This is a genomic window from Pseudomonas sp. SCT, from assembly GCF_003864275.1.
GTDB lineage: Bacteria > Pseudomonadota > Gammaproteobacteria > Pseudomonadales > Pseudomonadaceae > Stutzerimonas > Stutzerimonas stutzeri_AE.
The window spans coordinates 343,256-364,106 of record NZ_BDJA01000003.1 but is presented as its reverse complement, the minus strand read 5'-3'; the positions used below and the strand labels follow the sequence as shown (position 1 = coordinate 364,106).

Sequence of the window (20,851 nt, the reverse complement as noted above, 5' to 3'; positions counted from 1 at the left end):
GGCGCGTTGCTAGCTGCGGAAGATAAAGTACACAGCGCCGACCAGACACAATCCCGCCCACAGATAATCCAGCTTCAACGGCTGCTGCATGTACAGCACGCTGAAAGGGATGAACACCATGAGGGTGATTACTTCCTGCATGATCTTCAGCTGGCCTATCGATAGCTCCGTGTAGCCGATGCGGTTTGCCGGCACCATCAGCATGTACTCGAAGAATGCGATGCCCCAGCTGATTAGCGCGGCGATGAGCCAGGGTTTGCCGCTCAGGCTCTTTAAGTGGCCGTACCAGGCGAAGGTCATGAACAGGTTGGAGCAGCAGAGCAGGGCGGCGGTTTGCAACCAAACAGGCATGGTGGGTGTGTGCTCGAAAATGACGACGCGCTAGCCTATTTCCGGTCGCAGCCCTGCGCAATGGCCATCTGGTGTCTGCAATTCGGTCGGATTATTATCGCCGCCCGTTTTTCTCATGAGTGGCAGTTCATGGATTGTCGCCCTGGTTGCGGTGCCTGCTGCATCGCCCCCTCGATCAGTTCGTCCATACCCGGCATGCCGCATGGCAAGCGTGCTGGGGAGCGGTGTGTTCAATTGGACGCTGGCTTTTTATGCTCGCTGTTTGGTGATCCACGGCGGCCTGCTGTATGCGCTGCGTTTGCAGCAGACCCTGTCTGCTGCGGTGAAGGCAGGGATGAGGCAATCCGTTTGCTGGGCTGGCTGGAGCAGGAGACGGCGTAGCGGCCTTCCGCTGGAGGTGAGGCGTGCCGACGCTATGATGTGGGCGATGCTGCCGCCAGCTAGGCAATGTTTCAATCAGTGGCGGTTGGGCAGGATTCGCCGGCGAGGATTTTTGTCGGCAATCCAGGGTTTGCTGCTGATGCTCGCGAAGAAACAAAAAAGGCTGCCCTAGGGCAGCCTTTCTCGTTGCACGGAATTGTCGCTTAACGCGGCAGGTCGCGCTTGGTGTGGCCGGTATACAGCTGGCGCGGGCGACCGATCTTCTGGCCGGAGGCGATCATTTCCTTCCAGTGGGAGATCCAGCCGACAGTACGCGCGAGGGCGAAGATGACGGTGAACATGCTGGTCGGAATGCCGATGGCCTTGAGGATGATACCCGAGTAGAAGTCCACGTTCGGATACAGGTTGCGCTCGGCGAAGTAAGGATCGTTGAGGGCAATCTCTTCGAGCTTCATGGCCAGATCCAGTTGCGGATCGTTGATGCCCAGCTCGCCCAGAACCTCGTCGCAGGTCTGCTTCATGACCTTGGCGCGTGGATCGAAGTTCTTGTAAACGCGATGACCGAAGCCCATCAGCTTGAACGGATCGTTCTTGTCCTTGGCCTTGGCCAGGAACTTCTCGACGTTCGATACGTCGCCGATCTCGTCCAGCATGGTGAGTACGGCTTCGTTCGCACCACCGTGAGCCGGTCCCCACAGGGCGGCGATGCCGGCTGCGATACAGGCGAACGGGTTGGCGCCGGTGGAGCCAGCCAAACGCACGGTGGACGTGGAAGCATTCTGCTCATGGTCGGCGTGCAGGATGAAGATGCGATCCATTGCCTTGGCCAGCACCGGGCTGATCGGTTTGATCTCGCACGGGGTGTTGAACATCATGTGCAGGAAGTTTTCCGAGTAGCTCAGGTCGTTGCGCGGGTACATCAGCGGCTGACCGATCGAGTACTTGTAGACCATTGCAGCGATGGTCGGCATCTTGGCGACCAGACGCACCGCGGAGATCTCGCGATGGTGCGGGTCGTTGATGTCCAGGGAGTCGTGGTAGAAGGCCGAGAGTGCACCGACCACACCGCACATGATGGCCATCGGGTGGGCGTCACGACGGAAACCGTTAAGGAAGGACTTCAGCTGCTCGTGGACCATGGTGTGGTTCTTCACGGTGCTGACGAACTGTGCCTTCTGTTCGGCGGTCGGCAGCTCGCCGTTCAGCAGCAGGTAGCAGGTTTCCAGGTAGTCGGATTTCTCTGCCAGCTGTTCGATGGGGTAGCCGCGATGTAGCAGGATGCCCTTGTCGCCGTCGATATAGGTGATCTTGGACTCGCAAGAGGCGGTCGACATGAAGCCGGGATCGAAGGTGAAGTGACCCGTGGAGGTCAGGCTTCGTACATCTATTACGTCAGGCCCTACGGTACCGGTTAAAACGGGCAGTTCGACGGGGGCAGCGCCCTCGATGATCAACTGCGCTTTCTTGTCAGCCATGTATGGCCTCCTGTTTTGTGCTTGGAATCATCATGGCCCCCCACGCAGGGCCCGCATCACTATAGTGTGATAAATCGCAAAGTCAATTTGCGCGAACCCATGCCGTAGAGGGCTCTGCAGGGGGATGCGTACAGCTTGGGTGCACTGTTTACGGCATTTATATAGAGGCTGCTATCAGCCTTTAGTGGCACTTCACCACATTGTCATTAGTGACCTAACTGTTTATACTCGGAAACCGACCGGCAGGGGCCTTACAGGCGGTATTTCTGTAGGTTGTCACTCGTGGGTAGCGGGTACTGCTGCGTGCTCTTCCCAACAACTTTGCCCTGCGTTCTGGGGCTCTCAAGTGTGAAAAAAAGCCGTGAAAAGCCAACGACCTGTAAACCTAGATCTTAGGACAATAAAACTTCCCATCACTGCTTACACGTCGATTCTCCACCGTGTATCCGGTGTCATCCTGTTCGTCGGTATCGCCTTGTTGCTGCTCGCGCTCGATACCTCGCTGTCTTCGCCAGAAGGCTTCGAGGAGGTTCGTGCGTATCTGGGTAGTCCCTTGGCCAAGCTGGTGAGCTGGGCGTTGCTGTCCGCGCTGCTGTATCACCTGGTGGCGGGTGTGCGTCACCTGCTAATGGACACTGGCCATGGCGAGACGCTGGAAGGCGGCAAGCTGGGCGCGAAAATCGTAATCGCCGTTTCGGTGGTGCTGATCGTTCTGGCGGGAGTGTGGATATGGTAACCAATGTCACCAACTTTTCGCGTTCGGGCCTGTATGACTGGATGGCCCAGCGCGTTTCTGCAGTGGTTCTTGCGGCTTATTTTCTGTTTCTGCTTGGGTATCTGATCGCGAACCCGGGTCTGGAATACGCCCAGTGGCACGAGTTGTTCTCGGCTAACTGGATGCGCATTTTCAGCCTGCTGGCGCTGGTCGCCCTGAGTGTGCACGCGTGGGTAGGTATGTGGACGATTTCCACTGACTACCTGACCAATATGGCGATCGGTAAGTGGGCTACCGGCGTTCGTTTCCTGTTCCAGGCGGTGTGTGGCATTGCCATGTTCACCTTCTTCGTCTGGGGTGTGCAGATTCTTTGGGGTATCTGATTCATGGCTAATATTCGTACGCTTTCCTTCGATGCCATCATTGTTGGTGGTGGTGGTGCCGGTATGCGCGCGGCACTGCAGTTGGCTCAATCTGGCCACAAGACCGCTGTAGTCACCAAGGTTTTTCCGACTCGTTCGCATACTGTATCCGCTCAGGGCGGCATTACCTGCGCCATCGCGTCGGCTGATCCGAACGATGACTGGCGCTGGCACATGTACGATACCGTCAAGGGTTCCGACTATATCGGCGACCAGGATGCTATCGAGTACATGTGTTCCGTTGGTCCAGAGGCTGTGTTCGAGCTCGAGCACATGGGTCTGCCGTTCTCCCGCACCGAGCAGGGTCGTATCTACCAGCGCCCGTTTGGTGGTCAGTCCAAGGACTTTGGCAAGGGTGGTCAGGCTGCTCGTACCTGTGCCGCGGCTGACCGTACCGGTCATGCCCTGCTGCATACCCTTTATCAGGGTAACCTGAAGAACAACACCGTATTCCTCAACGAGTGGTACGCGGTTGATCTGGTGAAGAATCAGGACGGCGCCGTTGTCGGTGTCATCGCGATCTGCATCGAAACCGGTGAAACCGTCTATATCCGCTCCAAGGCTACCGTTCTCGCTACCGGTGGTGCTGGTCGTATCTACGCATCGACTACCAACGCACTGATCAATACCGGTGACGGTGTTGGCATGGCGCTGCGTGCCGGTGTTCCGGTTCAGGACATCGAGATGTGGCAGTTCCACCCGACTGGTATTGCCGGCGCCGGCGTGCTGGTGACCGAGGGTTGCCGTGGTGAAGGTGGCTACCTGATCAACAAGCACGGCGAGCGCTTCATGGAGCGTTATGCTCCGAACGCGAAGGACCTTGCTGGTCGTGACGTCGTTGCGCGCTCGATGGTCAAGGAAATCCTGGCCGGCAATGGCTGTGGTCCGGATGGCGACCACGTAATGCTGAAGCTCGATCACCTCGGTGAAGAAGTGCTGCACAGCCGTCTGCCGGGTATCTGTGAGCTGTCGAAGACCTTCGCCCACGTCGATCCAGTCGTTGCTCCGGTTCCAGTTGTGCCGACCTGCCACTACATGATGGGCGGTATTGCTACCAACATTCATGGCCAGGCAATCACCCAGGACGCCAACGGCAACGATACGATCATCGATGGTCTGTTCGCTGTAGGCGAAGTGGCTTGCGTATCCGTGCATGGCGCCAACCGTCTGGGCGGTAACTCGCTGCTGGATCTGGTGGTGTTCGGTCGTGCTGCTGGTCTGCACCTGGAAAAGGCGCTCAAGGATGGTATCGAGCATCGCGGCGCCAGCGATACCGACCTGGACGTCGCGCTGAGCCGCCTTGCCGGTCTCAACGAGCGTACCACTGGCGAAGACGTCGCTCCGCTGCGCAAAGAACTGCAGAACTGCATGCAGAACTACTTCGGTGTATTCCGTACCGGTGAATACATGCAGAAGGGTATCGCTCAGCTGGTCGATCTGCGTCAGCGTATCGCCAACGTCAAGATCTCCGACAAGAGCCAGGCGTTCAACACCGCGCGCATCGAAGCGCTCGAGCTGCAGAACCTGCTGGAAGTTGCCGAAGCTACTGCAATTGCTGCGGAGAACCGCAAGGAATCCCGTGGTGCGCATGCTCGCGAAGATTTCGAAGAGCGTGATGACGAGAATTGGCTGTGCCACACCCTGTACTTTCCGGGTGACAAGCGCGTTGCCAAGCGTGCCGTGAACTTCGCTCCGAAGACCGTTCCGGCATTCGAGCCCAAGGTTCGGACTTATTGAGGTCGCCGATATGTTGCAAGTGAGTGTTTATCGCTACAACCCCGATCAGGACGAAAAGCCGTTCATGCAGGATTTTCAGGTCAATACCGATGGTAAGGATCTGATGGTTCTCGACGTCTTGGCTCTGATCAAGGAACAGGATCAGGGTTTCTCTTATCGTCGCTCTTGCCGTGAAGGCGTGTGCGGTTCCGATGGGATGAACATCAACGGCAAGAATGGTCTGGCTTGCATCACGCCGCTGTCCGCCGTGGTCAAGAACAACAAGCTGGTCGTGCGTCCGTTGCCGGGTCTGCCGGTCATTCGTGACTTGGCCGTCGATATGAGCATCTTCTACAAGCAGTACGAGAAAGTGCGTCCGTATCTGATGAACGATACGCCGCCGCCTGCTATCGAACGACTGCAGAGCCCGGAAGATCGCGAGAAGCTGGATGGTCTTTACGAGTGCATTCTATGCGCTTGCTGCTCGACCAGCTGCCCGTCCTTCTGGTGGAACCCGGACAAGTTCCTCGGTCCAGCCGCTTCGCTGCAGGCCTATCGCTTCCTGGCCGACAGCCGCGACACCGAAACCGAGAATCGTCTGGCTGGTTTGGATGATCCGTTCAGCGTGTTTCGTTGCCGCGGTATCATGAATTGCGTTGACGTTTGTCCGAAAGGATTGAACCCGACCAAGGCGATTGGTCACATACGCAACATGCTGCTGCAGAGCGGCACCTGATGACACCCCGGTCGGGAAAGGTTATGCGCTAGCCTGGAACGGCCGGATCGCTTTACCCGTTACACCTGCGGCGCCGAAGTTGAAGCTCGGCGCCGTAGTTTTAGTAGGAATCCCAGCTCACAAAGCCGGGATTTCACTCTGAAAATTTGATGACCAGCAGGAGCATCCGGGTTGTGCCCGGGAACTATCTGCGCGGTCCGTAGTGGCTTTACCTGAGTCGCTGCTTCAGAACTTGGGAAGTCATGCTGCGGTTTCCACGCTGGTGGTGTCTCCTTATCGAAGGTGACCAGACATGCAAGAAAGCGTAATGCAGCGCATGTGGGACAGTGCCCACCTATCCGGTGGTAACGCTGCCTATGTGGAAGAGCTTTATGAGCTCTACCTGCACGATCCCAACGCTGTGCCCGAAGAGTGGCGCACTTATTTCCAGAAGTTGCCCTCCGGTGGCAGCGCTTCAGCCGATGTATCGCATTCGACGATTCGCGACCACTTCGTCCTGCTGGCCAAGAACCAGCGTCGTGCCCAGCCTGTTTCAGCAGGCACCGTCAGTACCGAGCACGAGAAGAAGCAGATCGAAGTCCTGCGCCTGATCCAGGCCTATCGAGTGCGCGGCCATCAGGCAGCACAGCTCGATCCGCTTGGTTTGCAGCAGCGCACCGCCCCCGCGGATCTCGCGATCAACAATTACGGCCTGACTGACGCTGATCTCGATACGGTGTTCCGTACCGGTGACCTTGCGGTGGTCAACGGTCAGGCGACTCTGCGCGATATCGTTCAGGCGTTGCAAGAAACCTATTGCCGCACCATCGGCGCCGAGTATATGCATATCGTCGACTCCGAGCAGCGCAGCTGGTTTGTTCAGCGCTTGGAGAGTGTGCGCGGGCGTCCCGAGTTTTCGCCAGAGATCAAGAGCCATCTGCTCGAGCGTCTGACCGCGGCCGAAGGTCTGGAAAAGTACTTGGGCACCAAGTATCCGGGCACCAAGCGTTTCGGCCTAGAAGGTGGCGAGAGCCTGATTCCGCTGCTCGACGAGATCATCCAGCGTTCCGGTTCCTACGGCACCAAGGAAATCGTCATCGGCATGGCCCACCGCGGCCGTCTGAACGTGCTGGTCAACACCTTCGGTAAGAATCCGCGCGACCTGTTCGACGAGTTCGAAGGCAAGAAGGTCGAAGGCCTGAGCTCCGGTGACGTCAAGTATCACCAGGGCTTCTCGTCCAACGTGATGACCCCGGGCGGTGAGATTCACCTGGCAATGGCGTTCAACCCCTCCCACCTGGAGATCGTTTCCCCGGTGGTTGAGGGTTCGGTGCGAGCTCGTCAGGATCGCCGTTGTGATCCGATCGGCGACAAGGTGCTTCCGGTAACCATCCACGGTGATGCGGCTGTCGCCGGTCAGGGTGTGGTGATGGAAACCTTCCAGATGTCGCAGACTCGTGCGTACCGCACGGGCGGCACCATCCGTATCGTAGTCAACAACCAGGTCGGCTTCACCACCAACAAGCAGGAAGACGCTCGTTCCACCGAGTACGCGACCGACGTGGCGAAGATGATCCAGGCGCCGATCTTCCATGTGAACGCAGACGATCCCGAGGCGGTGCTGTTCGTCACCCAGCTCGCTGTCGACTATCGGATGCAGTTCAAGCGCGACATCGTCATCGACCTGATCTGCTACCGCCGTCGCGGTCACAACGAAGCGGACGAGCCGAGCGGCACTCAGCCGCTGATGTATCAGAAGATCTCCAAGCAGCGCACCACTCGTGAGCTGTATGCCGATTCGCTGATCCAGTCGAAAGTGCTGGACGACGAGCGCGTTCAGGCCAAGATCGACGAGTACCGCACGGCGCTCGACAATGGACTGCACGTAGTCAAGAGCTTGGTCAAAGAGCCGAACAAGGAACTCTTCGTCGACTGGCGTCCGTATCTGGGTCATGCCTGGACTGCTCGTCATGACACCAGCTTCGATCTGAAGACCTTGCAGGATCTGTCCAACAAGCTGCTGCAGACGCCGGAAGGCTTCGTGGTGCAGCGTCAGGTCTCGAAGATTCTCGAAGATCGTCAGAAGATGGGCGCCGGCGCGCTGGCCATCAACTGGGGCTACGCGGAAGTCATGGCATACGCCACGTTGCTGTTCGAAGGCCATCCTGTTCGTATCTCTGGTCAGGACGTCGGTCGCGGCACCTTCTCGCATCGCCATGCTGCGCTGCACAACCAGAAGGACGGCAGCACCCACATTCCGCTGCAGCACCTCTATGAAGGTCAGCCGCGTTTCGATCTGTACGACTCGTTCCTCTCCGAAGAAGCGGTTCTGGCGTTCGAGTACGGTTACGCAACCACCATGCCCAACGCGCTTGTCGTCTGGGAAGCACAGTTCGGTGACTTCGCCAACGGCGCGCAGGTAGTGATCGATCAGTTCATCACCAGCGGTGAGCACAAGTGGGGTCGCCTGTGCGGTCTTACGATGCTGTTGCCACATGGCTATGAAGGTCAGGGGCCTGAGCACTCGTCCGCTCGTCTGGAGCGTTACCTGCAGCTGTGCGCCGAGCACAACATCCAGGTTTGCGTGCCGACGACTCCGGCGCAGGTCTATCACATGCTGCGTCGTCAGGCTATTCGCCCGCTGCGCAAGCCGCTGGTAGCGCTGACGCCCAAGTCGCTGCTGCGCCACAAGCTGGCCACGTCGACGCTGGAAGAACTCACTCAGGGTTCCTTCCAGACCGTTATCCCGGAAGTCGATGCTATCGATCCGGCAAAGGTCGAGCGCGTGATCATGTGTAGCGGCAAGGTCTACTATGACTTGCTGGACAAGCGTCGTGCCGAAGGCCGCGAAGATATCGCCATCGTGCGTATCGAGCAGCTGTATCCGTTCCCGGAAGAGGATCTGGCCGAGGCGCTCGCGCCTTACCAGAACCTCAAGCACATCGTCTGGTGCCAGGAAGAGCCGATGAACCAGGGTGCCTGGTATTGCAGCCAGCACCACATGCGCCGTGTGGCCATCGCACACAAGAAGGAACTGTTCCTTCAGTACGCAGGTCGTGATGCTTCAGCGGCACCGGCGGTCGGTTACGCCTCCATGCATGCCGAACAGCAGGAAAAGCTGCTGCAGGACGCCTTCACCGTTTAACCAATTCGTGCAAGAGGCCGCGATATCGCGGCCTCGATGTAGAAACCGAATCAATAGGACCCCTGAATAATGGCTATCGAGATCAAAGCCCCTACATTTCCGGAATCGGTCGCCGACGGCACCGTTGCCACCTGGCACAAGCAGCCGGGCGATGCGGTCAAGCGTGATGAACTGATCGTCGACATCGAAACCGACAAGGTGGTCATGGAAGTACTGGCCGAAGCTGACGGCGTGCTGACCGAGATCGTCAAGAACGAAGGCGACACCGTGCTGAGCGGCGAGCTGCTCGGCAAGCTGGAAGCAGGCGCTGCTGCCGCCGCTGCACCCGCTCAAGCTGCGGCCCCGGCCCCGGCCGCCGCTGCTCCGGCAGCCGCTGCCAGCGCTGGTGGCGAAGAGCCGATCCTGGCCCCGGCGGCCCGCAAGCTGGCCGAAGAGAACGGTATTGATCCGAACAGCATCCGCGGTACCGGCAAGGACGGTCGCGTGACCAAGGAAGACGTCGTCGCCGCCGTCGAAGCCAAGAAGTCCGCTCCGGCTGCCGCTGCCAAGCCGGCTGCTCCGGCCGCTGCCGCGCCGATCTTCGCTGAAGGTGATCGCGTCGAGAAGCGCGTTCCGATGACCCGCCTGCGCGCCAAGGTGGCAGAGCGTCTGGTCGAAGCCCAATCCTCCATGGCGATGCTGACTACGTTCAACGAAGTCAACATGAAGCCGATCATGGAGCTGCGTGCCAAGTACAAGGACCTGTTCGAGAAGACCCATAACGGTGTGCGTCTGGGCTTCATGTCCTTCTTCGTCAAGGCCGCGGTCGAAGCACTCAAGCGCCAGCCGGGCGTCAACGCTTCGATCGATGGCAATGACATCGTCTATCACGGTTATCAGGATATCGGCGTTGCCGTTTCCAGCGATCGTGGCCTGGTGGTTCCGGTGCTGCGCAACGCCGAGCACATGAGCCTGGCCGAGATCGAAGGTGGCATCAACGAGTTCGGCAAGAAGGCCAAGGCCGGCAAGCTGACCATCGAAGAAATGACTGGCGGTACCTTCACCATTTCCAACGGTGGTGTGTTCGGTTCGCTGCTGTCCACCCCGATCGTCAATCCGCCGCAGACCGCCATTCTTGGTATGCACAAGATCCAGGAACGTCCGATGGCTGTTAACGGCCAAGTGGTCATTCTGCCGATGATGTACCTGGCGCTGTCCTATGACCATCGCTTGATCGACGGCAAGGAAGCAGTAACCTTCCTGGTTACCATGAAGGACCTGCTGGAAGACCCGGCCCGTCTGCTGCTGGATATCTGATAGAAACGCCACAAGCTGCAGTTGGCAGGGCAGGCGAAAGCCAACCGTGCTGCCTGCAGCTTTTGGCTTTTAGCTGCTTTTGAAGAGGATTCGTAATGAGCCAGAAATTCGACGTCGTCGTCATCGGTGCCGGCCCTGGCGGCTATGTGGCCGCTATTCGCGCAGCCCAGCTGGGTCTGAAGACCGCGTGTATCGAAAAGTACCAGGGCAAGGATGGTAAGACCGCGCTTGGCGGCACCTGCCTGAACGTAGGCTGCATTCCTTCCAAGGCGCTGCTGGACAGCTCCTACAAGTTCCACGAAGCCCACGAGAGCTTCAAAGTCCACGGCATCAGCACCGGCGAAGTGGCCATGGACGTTCCGACCATGGTTGCGCGCAAGGACCAGATCGTTAAGAACCTTACCGGTGGTGTTTCGGCTCTGTTGAAAGCCAACGGCGTGACTGTATTCGAAGGTCACGGCAAGCTGCTGGCCGGCAAGCAGGTCGAAGTGACTGGCCTGGACGGCAACGTGCAGACGCTGGCTGCCGAGAACGTGATCCTGGCATCTGGTTCCACTCCGGTGAACATTCCGCCGGCGCCGGTCGATCAGAAAGTCATCGTCGACTCCACTGGTGCGCTGGATTTCCAGAGCGTTCCGGGCAAACTGGGCGTCATCGGTGCTGGCGTAATCGGTCTCGAGCTGGGTTCCGTGTGGGCCCGTCTGGGCGCCGAAGTCACCGTTATCGAGGCGATGGACAAGTTCCTGCCGGCCGCTGACGAGCAGATCTCCAAGGAAGCGTTCAAGATCCTGTCCAAGCAGGGCCTGAAGATTCTGCTGGGTGCTCGCCTGACTGGTTCGGAAGTGAAGGGCGATCAAGTGACCGTCAGCTTCACCAGCGCCGAAGGCGAGCAGCAGATGACCTTCGACAAGCTGATCGTTGCGGTCGGCCGTCGTCCAGTTACCTCCGAGCTGCTGGCTGCCGACACCGGCGTCGACATGGACGAGCGCGGTTTCATCTTCGTCGATGACTATTGCGCTACCAGCGTACCGGGCGTTTATGCCATCGGTGACGTGGTTCGTGGCGCAATGCTGGCCCACAAGGCCTCGGAAGAGGGCGTGATGGTTGCCGAGCGCATCGCCGGTCACAAGACCCAGATGAACTATGACCTGATTCCGTCGGTCATCTACACTCACCCGGAAATCGCGTGGGTCGGCAAGTCGGAGCAAGTGCTCAAGGCCGAGGGCGTCGAAGTCAACGTCGGTACCTTCCCCTTCGCTGCTAGCGGCCGCGCCATGGCTGCCAACGATACTGCCGGCCTGGTCAAGGTCATCGCCGATGCCAAGACCGACCGCGTGTTGGGCGTGCATGTAATGGGCCCAAGCGCCGCCGAACTGGTTCAGCAGGGCGCCATCGGCATGGAATTCGGCACCAGCGCCGAAGACCTGGGCATGATGGTGTTCTCGCACCCGACGATGTCCGAAGCGCTGCATGAAGCGGCTCTGGCAGTGAATGGCCACGCCATCCACATCGCCAACCGCAAGAAGCGCTAAAGCGGTTTAGTGCTGTACCCGGGCCCGACGTATCCACTGATGCGTCGGGCCTTTTGCAAACTGCAGTTTCAAAAAGGATTGCAGGTCGCTGAGAGGTATCGTGAATTCGCAGATAGTTTTCAGCGACTTGTGAGGGAGGCACGGCGGTTTGCTGTGCCGTAAATGCGCCAATACCAAAACAGACGGTAGAAAGCATGAATCTTCACGAGTACCAAGGTAAACAACTGTTCGCTGAATACGGTCTGCCCGTGTCTAAAGGCTATGCAGTCGATAGCCCGAAGGAAGCAGCGGAAGCCTGCGACAAGATCGGCGGCACGCAATGGGTGGTCAAAGCCCAGGTGCATGCCGGTGGACGTGGCAAGGCGGGTGGCGTAAAGCTGGTTCGTAGCAAGGATGAAGCCCGGGCTTTCGCCCAGCAGTGGCTCGACAAGCGTCTGGTGACCTACCAGACCGACGCCAATGGTCAGCCGGTCAGCAAGATCCTCGTCGAGGCGTGCACCGATATCGACAAGGAGCTCTATCTGGGCGCCGTGGTCGATCGCGCCAGCCGCCGCATCGTCTTCATGGCATCGACCGAAGGTGGAGTGGACATCGAGAAAGTCGCCCACGACACGCCCGAGAAGATCCTCAAGGCCACCATCGACCCGCTGGTGGGTGCGCAGCCGTTCCAGGCGCGTGAACTGGCTTTCCAGCTGGGCCTCAAGGGTGACCAGGTCAAGCAGTTCGTGCACATCTTCGTCGGCCTTGCCCAGCTGTTCCAGGACTATGATCTAGCCCTGCTCGAAGTGAACCCGTTGGTGATCAAGACTGACGGCAACCTGCATTGCCTGGATGCCAAGATCAACATCGACAGCAACGCCATCTACCGCCAGCCAAAGCTGCGCGATATGGCCGACCCGTCCCAGGACGACCCGCGCGAATCGCACGCGGCCAAGTGGGAGCTCAACTACGTTGCGCTCGATGGCAACATCGGTTGCATGGTCAATGGTGCGGGCCTGGCCATGGGCACCATGGACATCGTCAACCTGCACGGCGGTGCGCCGGCCAACTTCCTCGACGTCGGCGGCGGTGCCACCGAGGAGCGTGTAACCGAAGCGTTCAAGATCATTCTTTCCGACAGCAATGTTGCCGCGGTTCTGGTGAACATCTTCGGTGGCATCGTGCGTTGCGACATGATTGCCGAGGGCATCATCGGTGCGGTGCGTGAAGTGGGTGTAAAGGTGCCGGTAGTGGTGCGGCTGGAAGGCAACAATGCCGACCTGGGCGCCAAGATGCTGAGTGAAAGCGGTCTGAACATCATCGGTGCGAACAGCCTGACCGATGCGGCCATTCAGGTTGTCAAAGCCGCGGAGGGCAAGTAATGAGCGTATTGATCAACAAGGACACCAAGGTCATTTGCCAGGGCTTCACCGGCTCTCAGGGCACTTTCCACTCCGAGCAGGCGATTGCCTACGGCACCAAGATGGTCGGTGGTGTCACGCCCGGTAAGGGCGGCACGATGCACCTGGGGCTGCCGGTGTTCAATACCGTGCGCGAAGCCGTAGAGGCGACAGGTGCCGATGCTTCGGTCATCTATGTGCCTGCGCCATTCTGCAAGGATTCGATTCTCGAAGCGGCGTTTGGCGGCATCAAGCTGATCGTCTGCATCACCGAAGGTATCCCCACGCTGGATATGCTCGAGGTGAAGATCAAGTGCGACGAGCTGGGCGTGCGTCTGATCGGGCCGAACTGCCCGGGCGTGATCACACCGGGTGAGTGCAAGATCGGTATCCAGCCTGGGCACATTCATATGCCAGGCAAGGTCGGCATCGTCTCGCGCTCCGGCACGCTGACCTACGAAGCCGTAAAGCAGACCACCGACGCCGGTTTCGGCCAGTCGACCTGCGTCGGCATCGGTGGCGACCCGATTCCGGGTTCGACCTTCATCGATATCCTCCAGCTGTTCCAGAACGACCCGCAGACCGAGGCGATCGTCATGATCGGCGAGATCGGTGGTTCGGCGGAGGAGGAGGCGGCTGCGTTCATCAAGGCCAACGTGACCAAGCCGGTGGTTTCCTATATCGCGGGTGTTACGGCTCCGGCCGGCAAGCGAATGGGTCACGCTGGCGCGATCATCTCCGGCGGCAAGGGCACAGCGGAAGAGAAGTTCGCTGCGCTGCAGGACGCCGGTGTGAAAACCGTGCGCTCGCTTGCCGACATCGGCAAGGCGCTGGCGGAAGTCACCGGCTGGCAAATGAAAGCCTGATGGCAAGGAGGCCCGGCGGAAGCCGGGCCTTTTTCGTTGGGTTTTCGTAGCAACAGTCTGCATTACCCCCGGCTTGCTCAATGTCTCTTGACGCCTTCCGTTTCTGCCCAGCGGACTCGGCTGTGCGCTGTACTTTTCGCAAGCACTGCCGACGTTCTGGTCGGCAATCTGGCTGCATCGTGGCATCATTGCCGCTCATTCATACGTATGTTCGTTTCACAAGAGCGACGGCGTGCATCGAAGGACTCGGCCCAACCGGCTGAGTGACGTTTCCCCTTATCCCTGAAGGAAACCCGAATCCCCATCATCAGGCCTATTTGAATCGCTGACCCGCCGCTTTCGCTGCGCGTGCGTCACTTCATTCGCGCCGTTTTTTCTCTGGTAGTTCTCCCTGCATGAATCGTTTGAAAGGCTTTGACCTGCTGGCCCTTGGCTTCATGACCTTTGCGCTGTTCCTTGGCGCCGGCAATATCATCTTCCCGCCCAGCGCCGGTATGGCTTCGGGTGAGTTCGTCTGGCATGCGGCACTGGGCTTTCTGCTGACAGGTGTCGGCCTGCCGTTGCTGACGGTTGTTGCGCTTGCTCGCGTTGGCGGCGGAATGGACCGGCTTACCGCGCCGCTCGGCAACGTCGCCGGTACCGTATTGGCGGTCGCTGTCTATCTGGCGATCGGTCCACTGTTCGCCACGCCACGTACAGCTGTCGTCTCGTTCGAGATGGGGATCGCCCCGTTCAGTGGTAACGCCGGGATGCCGCTGTTCCTTTACACGCTGGTGTTCTTCGCCGCCATGCTGTTCCTCGTGCTGAATCCCGGTCAGTTGGTCAATCGAATTGGCAAGTTCATCACACCGGTGCTGCTGGCTGCGCTGTTGGTGCTCGGTGGTGCGGCCATCTTCGCTCCGGCGGGAGAGGTCGGCGCCGCTACCGAGAGCTATCGCGCTTCTCCGCTGATCAAGGGCTTCCTGGAAGGCTATCTGACCATGGATACCCTCGGCGCCCTGGTGTTCGGGATCGTGATTGCCACTGCCATCCGAGACCGTGGTGTGACCGAGCCGGCCCTGGTGACCCGCTACTCGATGATTGCCGGCGTGATTGCGGCGATCGGCCTGTCGCTGGTGTACCTGGCACTGTTCTACCTCGGCGCCACCAGCCAGGGCATCGCCGCCGGAGCGGAAAATGGCGTCCAGATTCTTACAACCTACGTGCAGCACACCTTCGGTACACCGGGCAGTCTGTTGCTGGCGGTGGTCATCACCCTGGCGTGCCTGACCACCGCAGTGGGCCTGACGACCGCCTGTGGCGAATTCTTCAGCGCGCTACTGCCTGTGTCTTATCGCACCGTCGTGGTTGTCTTTGCCCTGTTCAGCCTGTTGGTAGCGAATCAGGGACTGACGCAGTTGATCAGCGTATCGGTGCCGGTACTGGTGGGGCTGTATCCATTGGCGATCGTGCTGGTCGCATTGAGCCTGCTGGACCGTTTCTGGGTATCGCCCACGCGGGTGTTCGTGCCGGTAATGGGCGTGACCCTGGTTTTCGGCGTGGTCGATGGTCTCGCCGCTGCGGGGCTGGGGAACTGGGTTCCGGCATTGTTTGCGCAGTTGCCGTTGGCGGATCAGAGCATGGGCTGGCTGGTTCCGGTGCTGGTAATGCTGGTTCTGGCTGTTGCTACCGATCGCCTGCTTGGGCGTGCTGACCGGCAGCGCCACGCTTAAGCGTCTGCGTTATGGCTCGCGGCGCAGCTGGCAACCTGACCTGCGCCGTTGTGCTGCCCTTTGGTCGCTTTTAGCGCAGCGGTGCTGGCTATAATCTCGCCACGTTTCCCGAGGGCGCGCCATGACCTTTTCTGATTCAAACCTGCCGCATCTGATTGCCGTAATCTGGTTTGTTGTCTGCTGGGCTGGTTACACCCGGTACGCGGGTTGGCGTGGACGCGACACCGCCTGTCTGGCCAGCGTGTTGCACCTGTATCGGCAGGACTGGATGCAGCGCCTGCTGTTGCGCGACAACCGAATCGCCGATGCCAACGTAATCGGCAATCTGGAACGCAACGCCTCCTTCTTCGCATCCAGTACGCTGATCATCCTCGCCGGTATCCTGACTGCGTTGGGCGCATCGGAACGTGCGGTTTCGCTGCTGGCCGATCTGCCGTTTGCCCAGCCGGTCAGCCGCGGGCTGTCGGAAATCAAGCTGCTGTGCCTGGCGGTGGTCTTCGTTTACGCCTTCTTCACCTTCAGCTGGTGCATGCGCCAGTACAACTTCGCCGCGGTGCTGGTGGCGTCGGCGCCGATGGTGGGGGAGCGCAACGTCAGCGATCAGGAGCGCAAGGCCTTTGCCGAGCGCGCGGCGCGGGTCCTTTCCATGGCGGCCAATCAGTTCAACTTCGGCCTGCGTGCCTATTATTTCGGCATGGCGACGCTGGCCTGGTTCGTTCATCCCTGGTTCTTCATGCTCGTTACCACAGGTGTGGTACTGATCCTCTATCGTCGCGAATTTCATTCCGACGTGCTCGGGGTGATGGTATTCACGCCAACTTCCCCGGCCGAAATGCCCAAGGAGTAGGGCGCTCTATGGCAAGTCGGTATCATGCGCGGCCTTTGATTCAATCCCCCGAGAACTCGAATGAGCGATAGCCAGATACTCGAGCGCACGCAGCGCTTCCTGTCCTTCCTGCGGCATTGCCAGGTGCTGGGTCTAAGTGTCGAGCACGCCGACAGCAGAGGGCTGACCCTGCGCCTTCCTTACAGCGAGAAAATCATCGGGAACCCGGAAACCGGGGGCGTTCACGGCGGCGCGATCACCACGCTGATGGACACCACCTGCGGCATCTCCACCGCCTGTGCGTTGCCGGAACTCGAGGTCTGCCCAACGCTCGATCTGCGTATCGACTACATGCACCCGGCTGAGGCTGGTCACGATATCTTCGGTTTCGCCGAGTGCTATCGCGTTACGCCGACGGTGATCTTCACCCGCGGCGTCGCCTACCAGCGCGACATCAACGAACCCATCGCTCATGTGGTGGGCACGTTCATGCGCATGGGCAAGGCGAGCCAGGGCGTATTCAGCAAGGATGGTGCGGCATGAGCGAGCTCAATCTCAACGAGCTGGTGCGCAACGCCCATGCCAGCAATGATTACGACTCCCTGATCAAACTCGTGCCGTATGCGAAGCTGATCGGTATCGAATGCCTGCGGTTAGGCGACGAGATGGTGTTTCGCCTGCCGCAGAACGAAGACAACATCGGCAACCCGCTTCCGGCCATTCATGGCGGGGTGATTGCGGGCTTCATGGAGCACGCCGCGCTGCTGCATCTGTTGATGTTCATGGGTGCGCCACATTTGCCCAAAATCATCGACTTCTCGATAGATTATCTGCGTGCCGGTCACTATCGTGACACCTTTGCCGCCTGCCAGGTCTGGCGTCAGGGCCGTAGGGTCGCCAACGTAGCGATCACCGCCTGGCAGACCCATCAGGCCGAGCCCATCGCCACCGCCCGCTGCCATTTCAAGATCGACGAGCCCTGACGCTTTCGTCATGGGAAGCGGCGTTGCGGTGTGCGCCGATACCCTGTGCGATTGCGTGAAGGAATTCGAATGGAAGCACTATTGATACTTGGCGGTTTGCTGCTGATTCTCGCCGGTTTCATCTGGCTGATCAGTCAGGCTTTTGCCACGAGCCTGTTGTGGGGATTGGGCAGCCTGCTGCCTCCGCTGACGTTGGCGTTCGTGTTCAGTCACTGGCGCGTGGCACGCAAGGCGCTGATCCTGTCCTGCCTGGGTGTCATTCCGCTTATCGTGGGGTTGTCCTTGCTGGCCAACCGCGACGCGGAGCGGCTGGAGGCGATTTTCAGCCTGCGCTGGTTGCCGATCCACACGCAGCCCGAACTTGCGATGGGCGTACGCGGGAAGCTGAACGGCCGCGAGTTCGCACCGCAACGAGGTGAGATCATCAATGGTGTATTGACCTTGCGTGAAGGCCAGGGCTTCTTCGCGCGCCAGGAGGTGACCATCCGTCTGCGCGAGCGTTTCGACGGTGCGCAGCGTATGGATGTGCTGCCCGACGATGTCGGCACCTTGCCAGAAGTTGAAATCGCCTGGCTGAGCCAGGATCAGCAACTGCCCGAATCGCGCCGTCTGAACCGCGGCTACACGCTGCACCTCGATCTGCAGCCAGTCGCGCCGAACAAGCTGCGCGGCGATTTCCACTTTGTGTTGCCGCCGCAGTTTGAAACCAGCCTTACCGGCATCGTCGAGCTGTACACCGATCGCCTGCGCTACCGTGACGGCCAGGTCGATCGCCACCACGACTCGCGCGATACTGTGGTGTTCGTGATCGAGGACTACCTACAACGCCGACATGCGAGTCGGCTGGTGACGCTTGAGACCGTACCCACGTTCACCTTGCCGGCCGCTGAGCTGGAATTGGACGTTCAAGCGCAGATCAAAGGCGAGCGGCAGAGCTTTACCCTGCATCTTGGCAAAGGCGAGCAGGGCTGGCAGGTAAAGGGTGATGATTATCCGCCGTTGGCCGAGCCCGTCGAGGTGGTCGCGCCTGCCCGCGAGACGACCGAAGCAGTAAATGCCGAAACACCGCCGAGCAGTCTGGATCGGCGTCTGCGCTTTTCCATGGAGCAGGTGCTGCGCAACCCCGGTCGCTACCAGCACCTGTTGATGCGTGCCCATACCGAGCGTGGTGGCGTCGCCGAGGGGCGCTTCGGTGGCCTCGACAGCGAAGGTAATCTGATCATCAAGCGGGTCATTCGTGGACCCGGCGAGGCAACCTACAACCTGGCACCAGGCGAAATCGTGCTGCTGGAACTCGTCGAGCCCTGATGGGCCCGGACCGACGCCTGGCGGCGTCGGTCGCCCTTGAAATCTACCGTCATGCCCCCATCTGCCAGACATCGCCGCAGTCGCGGTCCGTGCCATTGAGATGATGTGGAGTTTGTAGACGATGAGTGTGGAGACTCAAAAAGAAACCCTGGGCTTCCAGACTGAAGTGAAGCAGCTGCTTCATCTGATGATCCATTCGCTGTATTCCAACAAGGAAATCTTCCTGCGGGAGCTGATTTCCAATGCCTCCGATGCTGCCGACAAATTGCGCTTCGAAGCCCTGGCCAAGCCAGAGCTGCTAGAGGGCGGCGCCGATCTGAAGATTCGCCTCAGCTTTGACAAGGATGCCAAGACCGTCACGCTGGAAGACAACGGCATCGGCATGAACCGCGATGACGTGATTGCGCATCTGGGCACCATCGCCAAGTCGGGCACCGCCGACTTCCTGAAGAACCTCTCTGGCGACCAGAAGAAGGACTCGCACCTGATCGGCCAATTCGGTGTGGGCTTCTATTCCGCCTTCATCGTCGCCGACAAGGTCGATGTCTACAGCCGTCGAGCCGGTACGCCGGCCAGCGAAGGCGTGCACTGGTCCTCGGCAGGCGAGGGCGAGTTCGAAGTTGCCACGGTCGAAAAGGCCGAGCGCGGTACTCGTATCGTCCTGCACCTGAAGAAGGGTGAGGAAGAGTTCGCCGATGGCTGGCGCCTGCGCAACATCGTCAAGAAGTACTCCGACCACATCGCCCTGCCCATCGAGTTGCCGAAGGAGTTCCATGGCGAGGAGCAGGATAAGCCGGCCGAGCAGGAATGGGAGACGGTCAACCGTGCCAGCGCCCTCTGGACGCGTCCGCGCAGCGACGTGAAAGACGAGGAGTACCAGGAGTTCTACAAGCACGTCGCCCATGATTTCGACAATCCGCTGTCCTGGAGCCACAACAAGGTCGAGGGCAAGCTCGAGTACACCTCGCTGCTCTATGTGCCTGGCCGTGCGCCGTTCGATCTGTATCACCGCGAAGCGCCGAAGGGCCTGAAGCTGTACGTTCAGCGCGTCTTCATCATGGATCAGGCCGACGAGTTCCTGCCGCTGTACCTGCGCTTCATCAAGGGCGTGGTCGATTCCAATGACCTGTCGCTGAACGTATCCCGCGAAATTCTGCAGAAGGATCCGGTGATCGACTCGATGAAGTCGGCACTGACCAAGCGTGTGCTGGACATGCTGGAGAAGCTGGCCAAGGACAAGCCGGAGGACTACAAGAAATTCTGGTCGCAGTTCGGCCAGGTGCTCAAGGAAGGTCCGGCAGAAGACTTCGCCAACAAGGAGAAGATCGCCAGTCTGCTGCGTTTTGCCTCCACCAGCGACGCCAGCGGAGAGCAGTCGGTTTCGCTGGCCGATTACCTCGGCCGGGTGAAGGAAGGTCAGGACAAGATCTACTACCTCACCGGCGAGAGCTACGCGCAGGTCAAGAACAGTCCGCACCTGGAAGTCTTCCGCAAGAAGGGCATCGAAGTGCTGTTGCTGACTGATCGTATCGACGAGTGGCTGATGAGCTACCTCACCGATTTCGATGGCAAGCAGCTTGCCGATGTGGCGCGCGGCGATCTGGATCTGGGCAAGCTGGACTCCGAGGAGGACAAGAAGGCCCAGGAAGAAATCGCCAAGACCAAGGAAGGGCTGATCGAGCGCCTCAAGGGCGCGTTGGGTGACGAGGTCGCAGAAGTGCGGGTTTCCCACCGTCTGACCGACTCACCGGCGATCCTCGCCATCGGCGAGCAGGATCTCGGCCTGCAGATGCGCCAGATCCTCGAGGCGAGCGGGCAGAAGGTGCCCGAGTCCAAGCCGATTTTCGAGATCAATCCGCAGCATCCGCTAATCGAGAAACTTGACGCCGAGCCGGATGAAGATCGCTTCGCCGATCTTTCGCACATCCTGTTCGATCAGGCCGCGCTCGCGGCAGGGGACAGCTTGAAAGATCCGGCTGCCTACGTACAGCGGCTGAACAAGTTGCTGGTCGAGCTTTCTGCCTGATAC

Annotated in this window: 18 protein-coding genes; 16 read left to right on the top strand and 2 right to left on the bottom strand. The window is 59.5% G+C overall.

All coding sequences use genetic code 11. From position 1 onward, the window contains the following. Positions 1 to 9 precede the first annotated feature (9 nt). The gene (locus tag BHD08_RS10180; RefSeq protein ID WP_015277282.1) at positions 10 to 351 is read right to left on the bottom strand and encodes a DMT family protein; all 342 of its coding nucleotides are present in this window, start codon (positions 349 to 351) and stop codon (positions 10 to 12) included. A 129-nt stretch (positions 352 to 480) separates the two neighbouring features. Between BHD08_RS10180 and BHD08_RS23215 the strand changes: the two genes are divergently transcribed. Continuing rightward, a complete protein-coding gene (locus BHD08_RS23215; protein WP_015277281.1) occupies positions 481 to 732 on the top strand; it encodes a YkgJ family cysteine cluster protein in 252 nt (83 codons plus the stop codon). Positions 733 to 935: 203 nt separating this feature from the next. On the opposite strand, the gene gltA is transcribed toward BHD08_RS23215, so the two are convergent. Next, a complete protein-coding gene (gene gltA / locus BHD08_RS10170) occupies positions 936 to 2,207 on the bottom strand; it encodes a citrate synthase (RefSeq protein WP_003294794.1) in 1,272 nt (423 codons plus the stop codon). 361 nt (positions 2,208 to 2,568) lie between these two features. On the opposite strand from gltA, the gene sdhC reads away from it, so the two are divergent. From sdhC to htpG, 15 genes are all read left to right on the top strand, one after another. Further along, positions 2,569 to 2,943, top strand: coding sequence for a succinate dehydrogenase, cytochrome b556 subunit (sdhC, locus tag BHD08_RS10165; RefSeq protein ID WP_015277280.1), 375 nt, complete (start codon positions 2,569 to 2,571; stop codon positions 2,941 to 2,943). After that, complete coding sequence (gene sdhD / locus BHD08_RS10160) at positions 2,937 to 3,305, top strand: succinate dehydrogenase, hydrophobic membrane anchor protein (protein WP_015277279.1); 369 nt, start codon at positions 2,937 to 2,939, stop codon at positions 3,303 to 3,305. The genes sdhC and sdhD overlap by 7 nt, the downstream gene beginning before the upstream one ends. Positions 3,306 to 3,308: 3 nt before the next feature. Continuing rightward, a complete protein-coding gene (sdhA, locus tag BHD08_RS10155; protein ID WP_015277278.1) occupies positions 3,309 to 5,081 on the top strand; it encodes a succinate dehydrogenase flavoprotein subunit in 1,773 nt (590 codons plus the stop codon). A gap of 10 nt (positions 5,082 to 5,091) precedes the next feature. Further along, complete coding sequence (locus tag BHD08_RS10150; RefSeq protein ID WP_003302396.1) at positions 5,092 to 5,796, top strand: succinate dehydrogenase iron-sulfur subunit; 705 nt, start codon at positions 5,092 to 5,094, stop codon at positions 5,794 to 5,796. 292 nt (positions 5,797 to 6,088) lie between these two features. After that, positions 6,089 to 8,920, top strand: coding sequence for a 2-oxoglutarate dehydrogenase E1 component (locus BHD08_RS10145; protein ID WP_015277277.1), 2,832 nt, complete (start codon positions 6,089 to 6,091; stop codon positions 8,918 to 8,920). 69 nt (positions 8,921 to 8,989) lie between these two features. Next, entirely contained in the window at positions 8,990 to 10,216 is a 1,227-nt protein-coding gene (odhB, locus tag BHD08_RS10140) for a 2-oxoglutarate dehydrogenase complex dihydrolipoyllysine-residue succinyltransferase (RefSeq protein ID WP_003285440.1), read from the top strand. A 95-nt stretch (positions 10,217 to 10,311) separates the two neighbouring features. Further along, complete coding sequence (lpdA, locus tag BHD08_RS10135; protein WP_125021986.1) at positions 10,312 to 11,748, top strand: dihydrolipoyl dehydrogenase; 1,437 nt, start codon at positions 10,312 to 10,314, stop codon at positions 11,746 to 11,748. A 194-nt stretch (positions 11,749 to 11,942) separates the two neighbouring features. Beyond that, the gene (gene sucC / locus BHD08_RS10130) at positions 11,943 to 13,109 is read left to right on the top strand and encodes an ADP-forming succinate--CoA ligase subunit beta (protein ID WP_015277274.1); all 1,167 of its coding nucleotides are present in this window, start codon (positions 11,943 to 11,945) and stop codon (positions 13,107 to 13,109) included. After that, complete coding sequence (gene sucD / locus BHD08_RS10125) at positions 13,109 to 13,993, top strand: succinate--CoA ligase subunit alpha (RefSeq protein ID WP_015277273.1); 885 nt, start codon at positions 13,109 to 13,111, stop codon at positions 13,991 to 13,993. The genes sucC and sucD overlap by 1 nt, the downstream gene beginning before the upstream one ends. A gap of 395 nt (positions 13,994 to 14,388) precedes the next feature. Further along, positions 14,389 to 15,705, top strand: coding sequence for a branched-chain amino acid transport system II carrier protein (brnQ, locus tag BHD08_RS10120; RefSeq protein WP_125021984.1), 1,317 nt, complete (start codon positions 14,389 to 14,391; stop codon positions 15,703 to 15,705). A 121-nt stretch (positions 15,706 to 15,826) separates the two neighbouring features. Beyond that, positions 15,827 to 16,552, top strand: a complete 726-nt coding sequence (locus tag BHD08_RS10115) for a DUF599 domain-containing protein (RefSeq protein WP_015277271.1) — start codon at positions 15,827 to 15,829, stop codon at positions 16,550 to 16,552. A 60-nt stretch (positions 16,553 to 16,612) separates the two neighbouring features. Beyond that, positions 16,613 to 17,074 (top strand): PaaI family thioesterase, encoded by a 462-nt coding sequence (locus tag BHD08_RS10110; RefSeq protein WP_106155105.1) that lies wholly within the window; start codon positions 16,613 to 16,615, stop codon positions 17,072 to 17,074. Next, the gene (locus tag BHD08_RS10105) at positions 17,071 to 17,514 is read left to right on the top strand and encodes a PaaI family thioesterase (RefSeq protein WP_015277269.1); all 444 of its coding nucleotides are present in this window, start codon (positions 17,071 to 17,073) and stop codon (positions 17,512 to 17,514) included. Before BHD08_RS10110 ends, BHD08_RS10105 begins: the two co-directional genes overlap by 4 nt. Positions 17,515 to 17,583: 69 nt before the next feature. Continuing rightward, positions 17,584 to 18,822, top strand: a complete 1,239-nt coding sequence (locus BHD08_RS10100; protein ID WP_125021982.1) for an MFS transporter — start codon at positions 17,584 to 17,586, stop codon at positions 18,820 to 18,822. Between the two features lie 121 nt (positions 18,823 to 18,943). Next, entirely contained in the window at positions 18,944 to 20,848 is a 1,905-nt protein-coding gene (gene htpG, locus BHD08_RS10095) for a molecular chaperone HtpG (RefSeq protein WP_125021980.1), read from the top strand. The last annotated feature ends 3 nt before the right edge of the window (positions 20,849 to 20,851 follow it).

What these genes read in the sequence shown, in the direction of transcription:
- BHD08_RS10180 (WP_015277282.1), bottom strand. Translation starts at nt 351, where the DNA reads ATGCCTGTTTGGTTGCAAACCGCCGCCCTGCTCTGCTGCTCCAACCTG.
- BHD08_RS23215 (WP_015277281.1), top strand. Translation starts at nt 481, where the DNA reads ATGGATTGTCGCCCTGGTTGCGGTGCCTGCTGCATCGCCCCCTCGATC.
- gltA (WP_003294794.1), bottom strand. Translation starts at nt 2,207, where the DNA reads ATGGCTGACAAGAAAGCGCAGTTGATCATCGAGGGCGCTGCCCCCGTC.
- sdhD (WP_015277279.1), top strand. Translation starts at nt 2,937, where the DNA reads ATGGTAACCAATGTCACCAACTTTTCGCGTTCGGGCCTGTATGACTGG.
- sdhA (WP_015277278.1), top strand. Translation starts at nt 3,309, where the DNA reads ATGGCTAATATTCGTACGCTTTCCTTCGATGCCATCATTGTTGGTGGT.
- BHD08_RS10150 (WP_003302396.1), top strand. Translation starts at nt 5,092, where the DNA reads ATGTTGCAAGTGAGTGTTTATCGCTACAACCCCGATCAGGACGAAAAG.
- BHD08_RS10145 (WP_015277277.1), top strand. Translation starts at nt 6,089, where the DNA reads ATGCAAGAAAGCGTAATGCAGCGCATGTGGGACAGTGCCCACCTATCC.
- odhB (WP_003285440.1), top strand. Translation starts at nt 8,990, where the DNA reads ATGGCTATCGAGATCAAAGCCCCTACATTTCCGGAATCGGTCGCCGAC.
- lpdA (WP_125021986.1), top strand. Translation starts at nt 10,312, where the DNA reads ATGAGCCAGAAATTCGACGTCGTCGTCATCGGTGCCGGCCCTGGCGGC.
- sucC (WP_015277274.1), top strand. Translation starts at nt 11,943, where the DNA reads ATGAATCTTCACGAGTACCAAGGTAAACAACTGTTCGCTGAATACGGT.
- sucD (WP_015277273.1), top strand. Translation starts at nt 13,109, where the DNA reads ATGAGCGTATTGATCAACAAGGACACCAAGGTCATTTGCCAGGGCTTC.
- brnQ (WP_125021984.1), top strand. Translation starts at nt 14,389, where the DNA reads ATGAATCGTTTGAAAGGCTTTGACCTGCTGGCCCTTGGCTTCATGACC.
- BHD08_RS10115 (WP_015277271.1), top strand. Translation starts at nt 15,827, where the DNA reads ATGACCTTTTCTGATTCAAACCTGCCGCATCTGATTGCCGTAATCTGG.
- BHD08_RS10110 (WP_106155105.1), top strand. Translation starts at nt 16,613, where the DNA reads ATGAGCGATAGCCAGATACTCGAGCGCACGCAGCGCTTCCTGTCCTTC.
- BHD08_RS10105 (WP_015277269.1), top strand. Translation starts at nt 17,071, where the DNA reads ATGAGCGAGCTCAATCTCAACGAGCTGGTGCGCAACGCCCATGCCAGC.
- BHD08_RS10100 (WP_125021982.1), top strand. Translation starts at nt 17,584, where the DNA reads ATGGAAGCACTATTGATACTTGGCGGTTTGCTGCTGATTCTCGCCGGT.
- htpG (WP_125021980.1), top strand. Translation starts at nt 18,944, where the DNA reads ATGAGTGTGGAGACTCAAAAAGAAACCCTGGGCTTCCAGACTGAAGTG.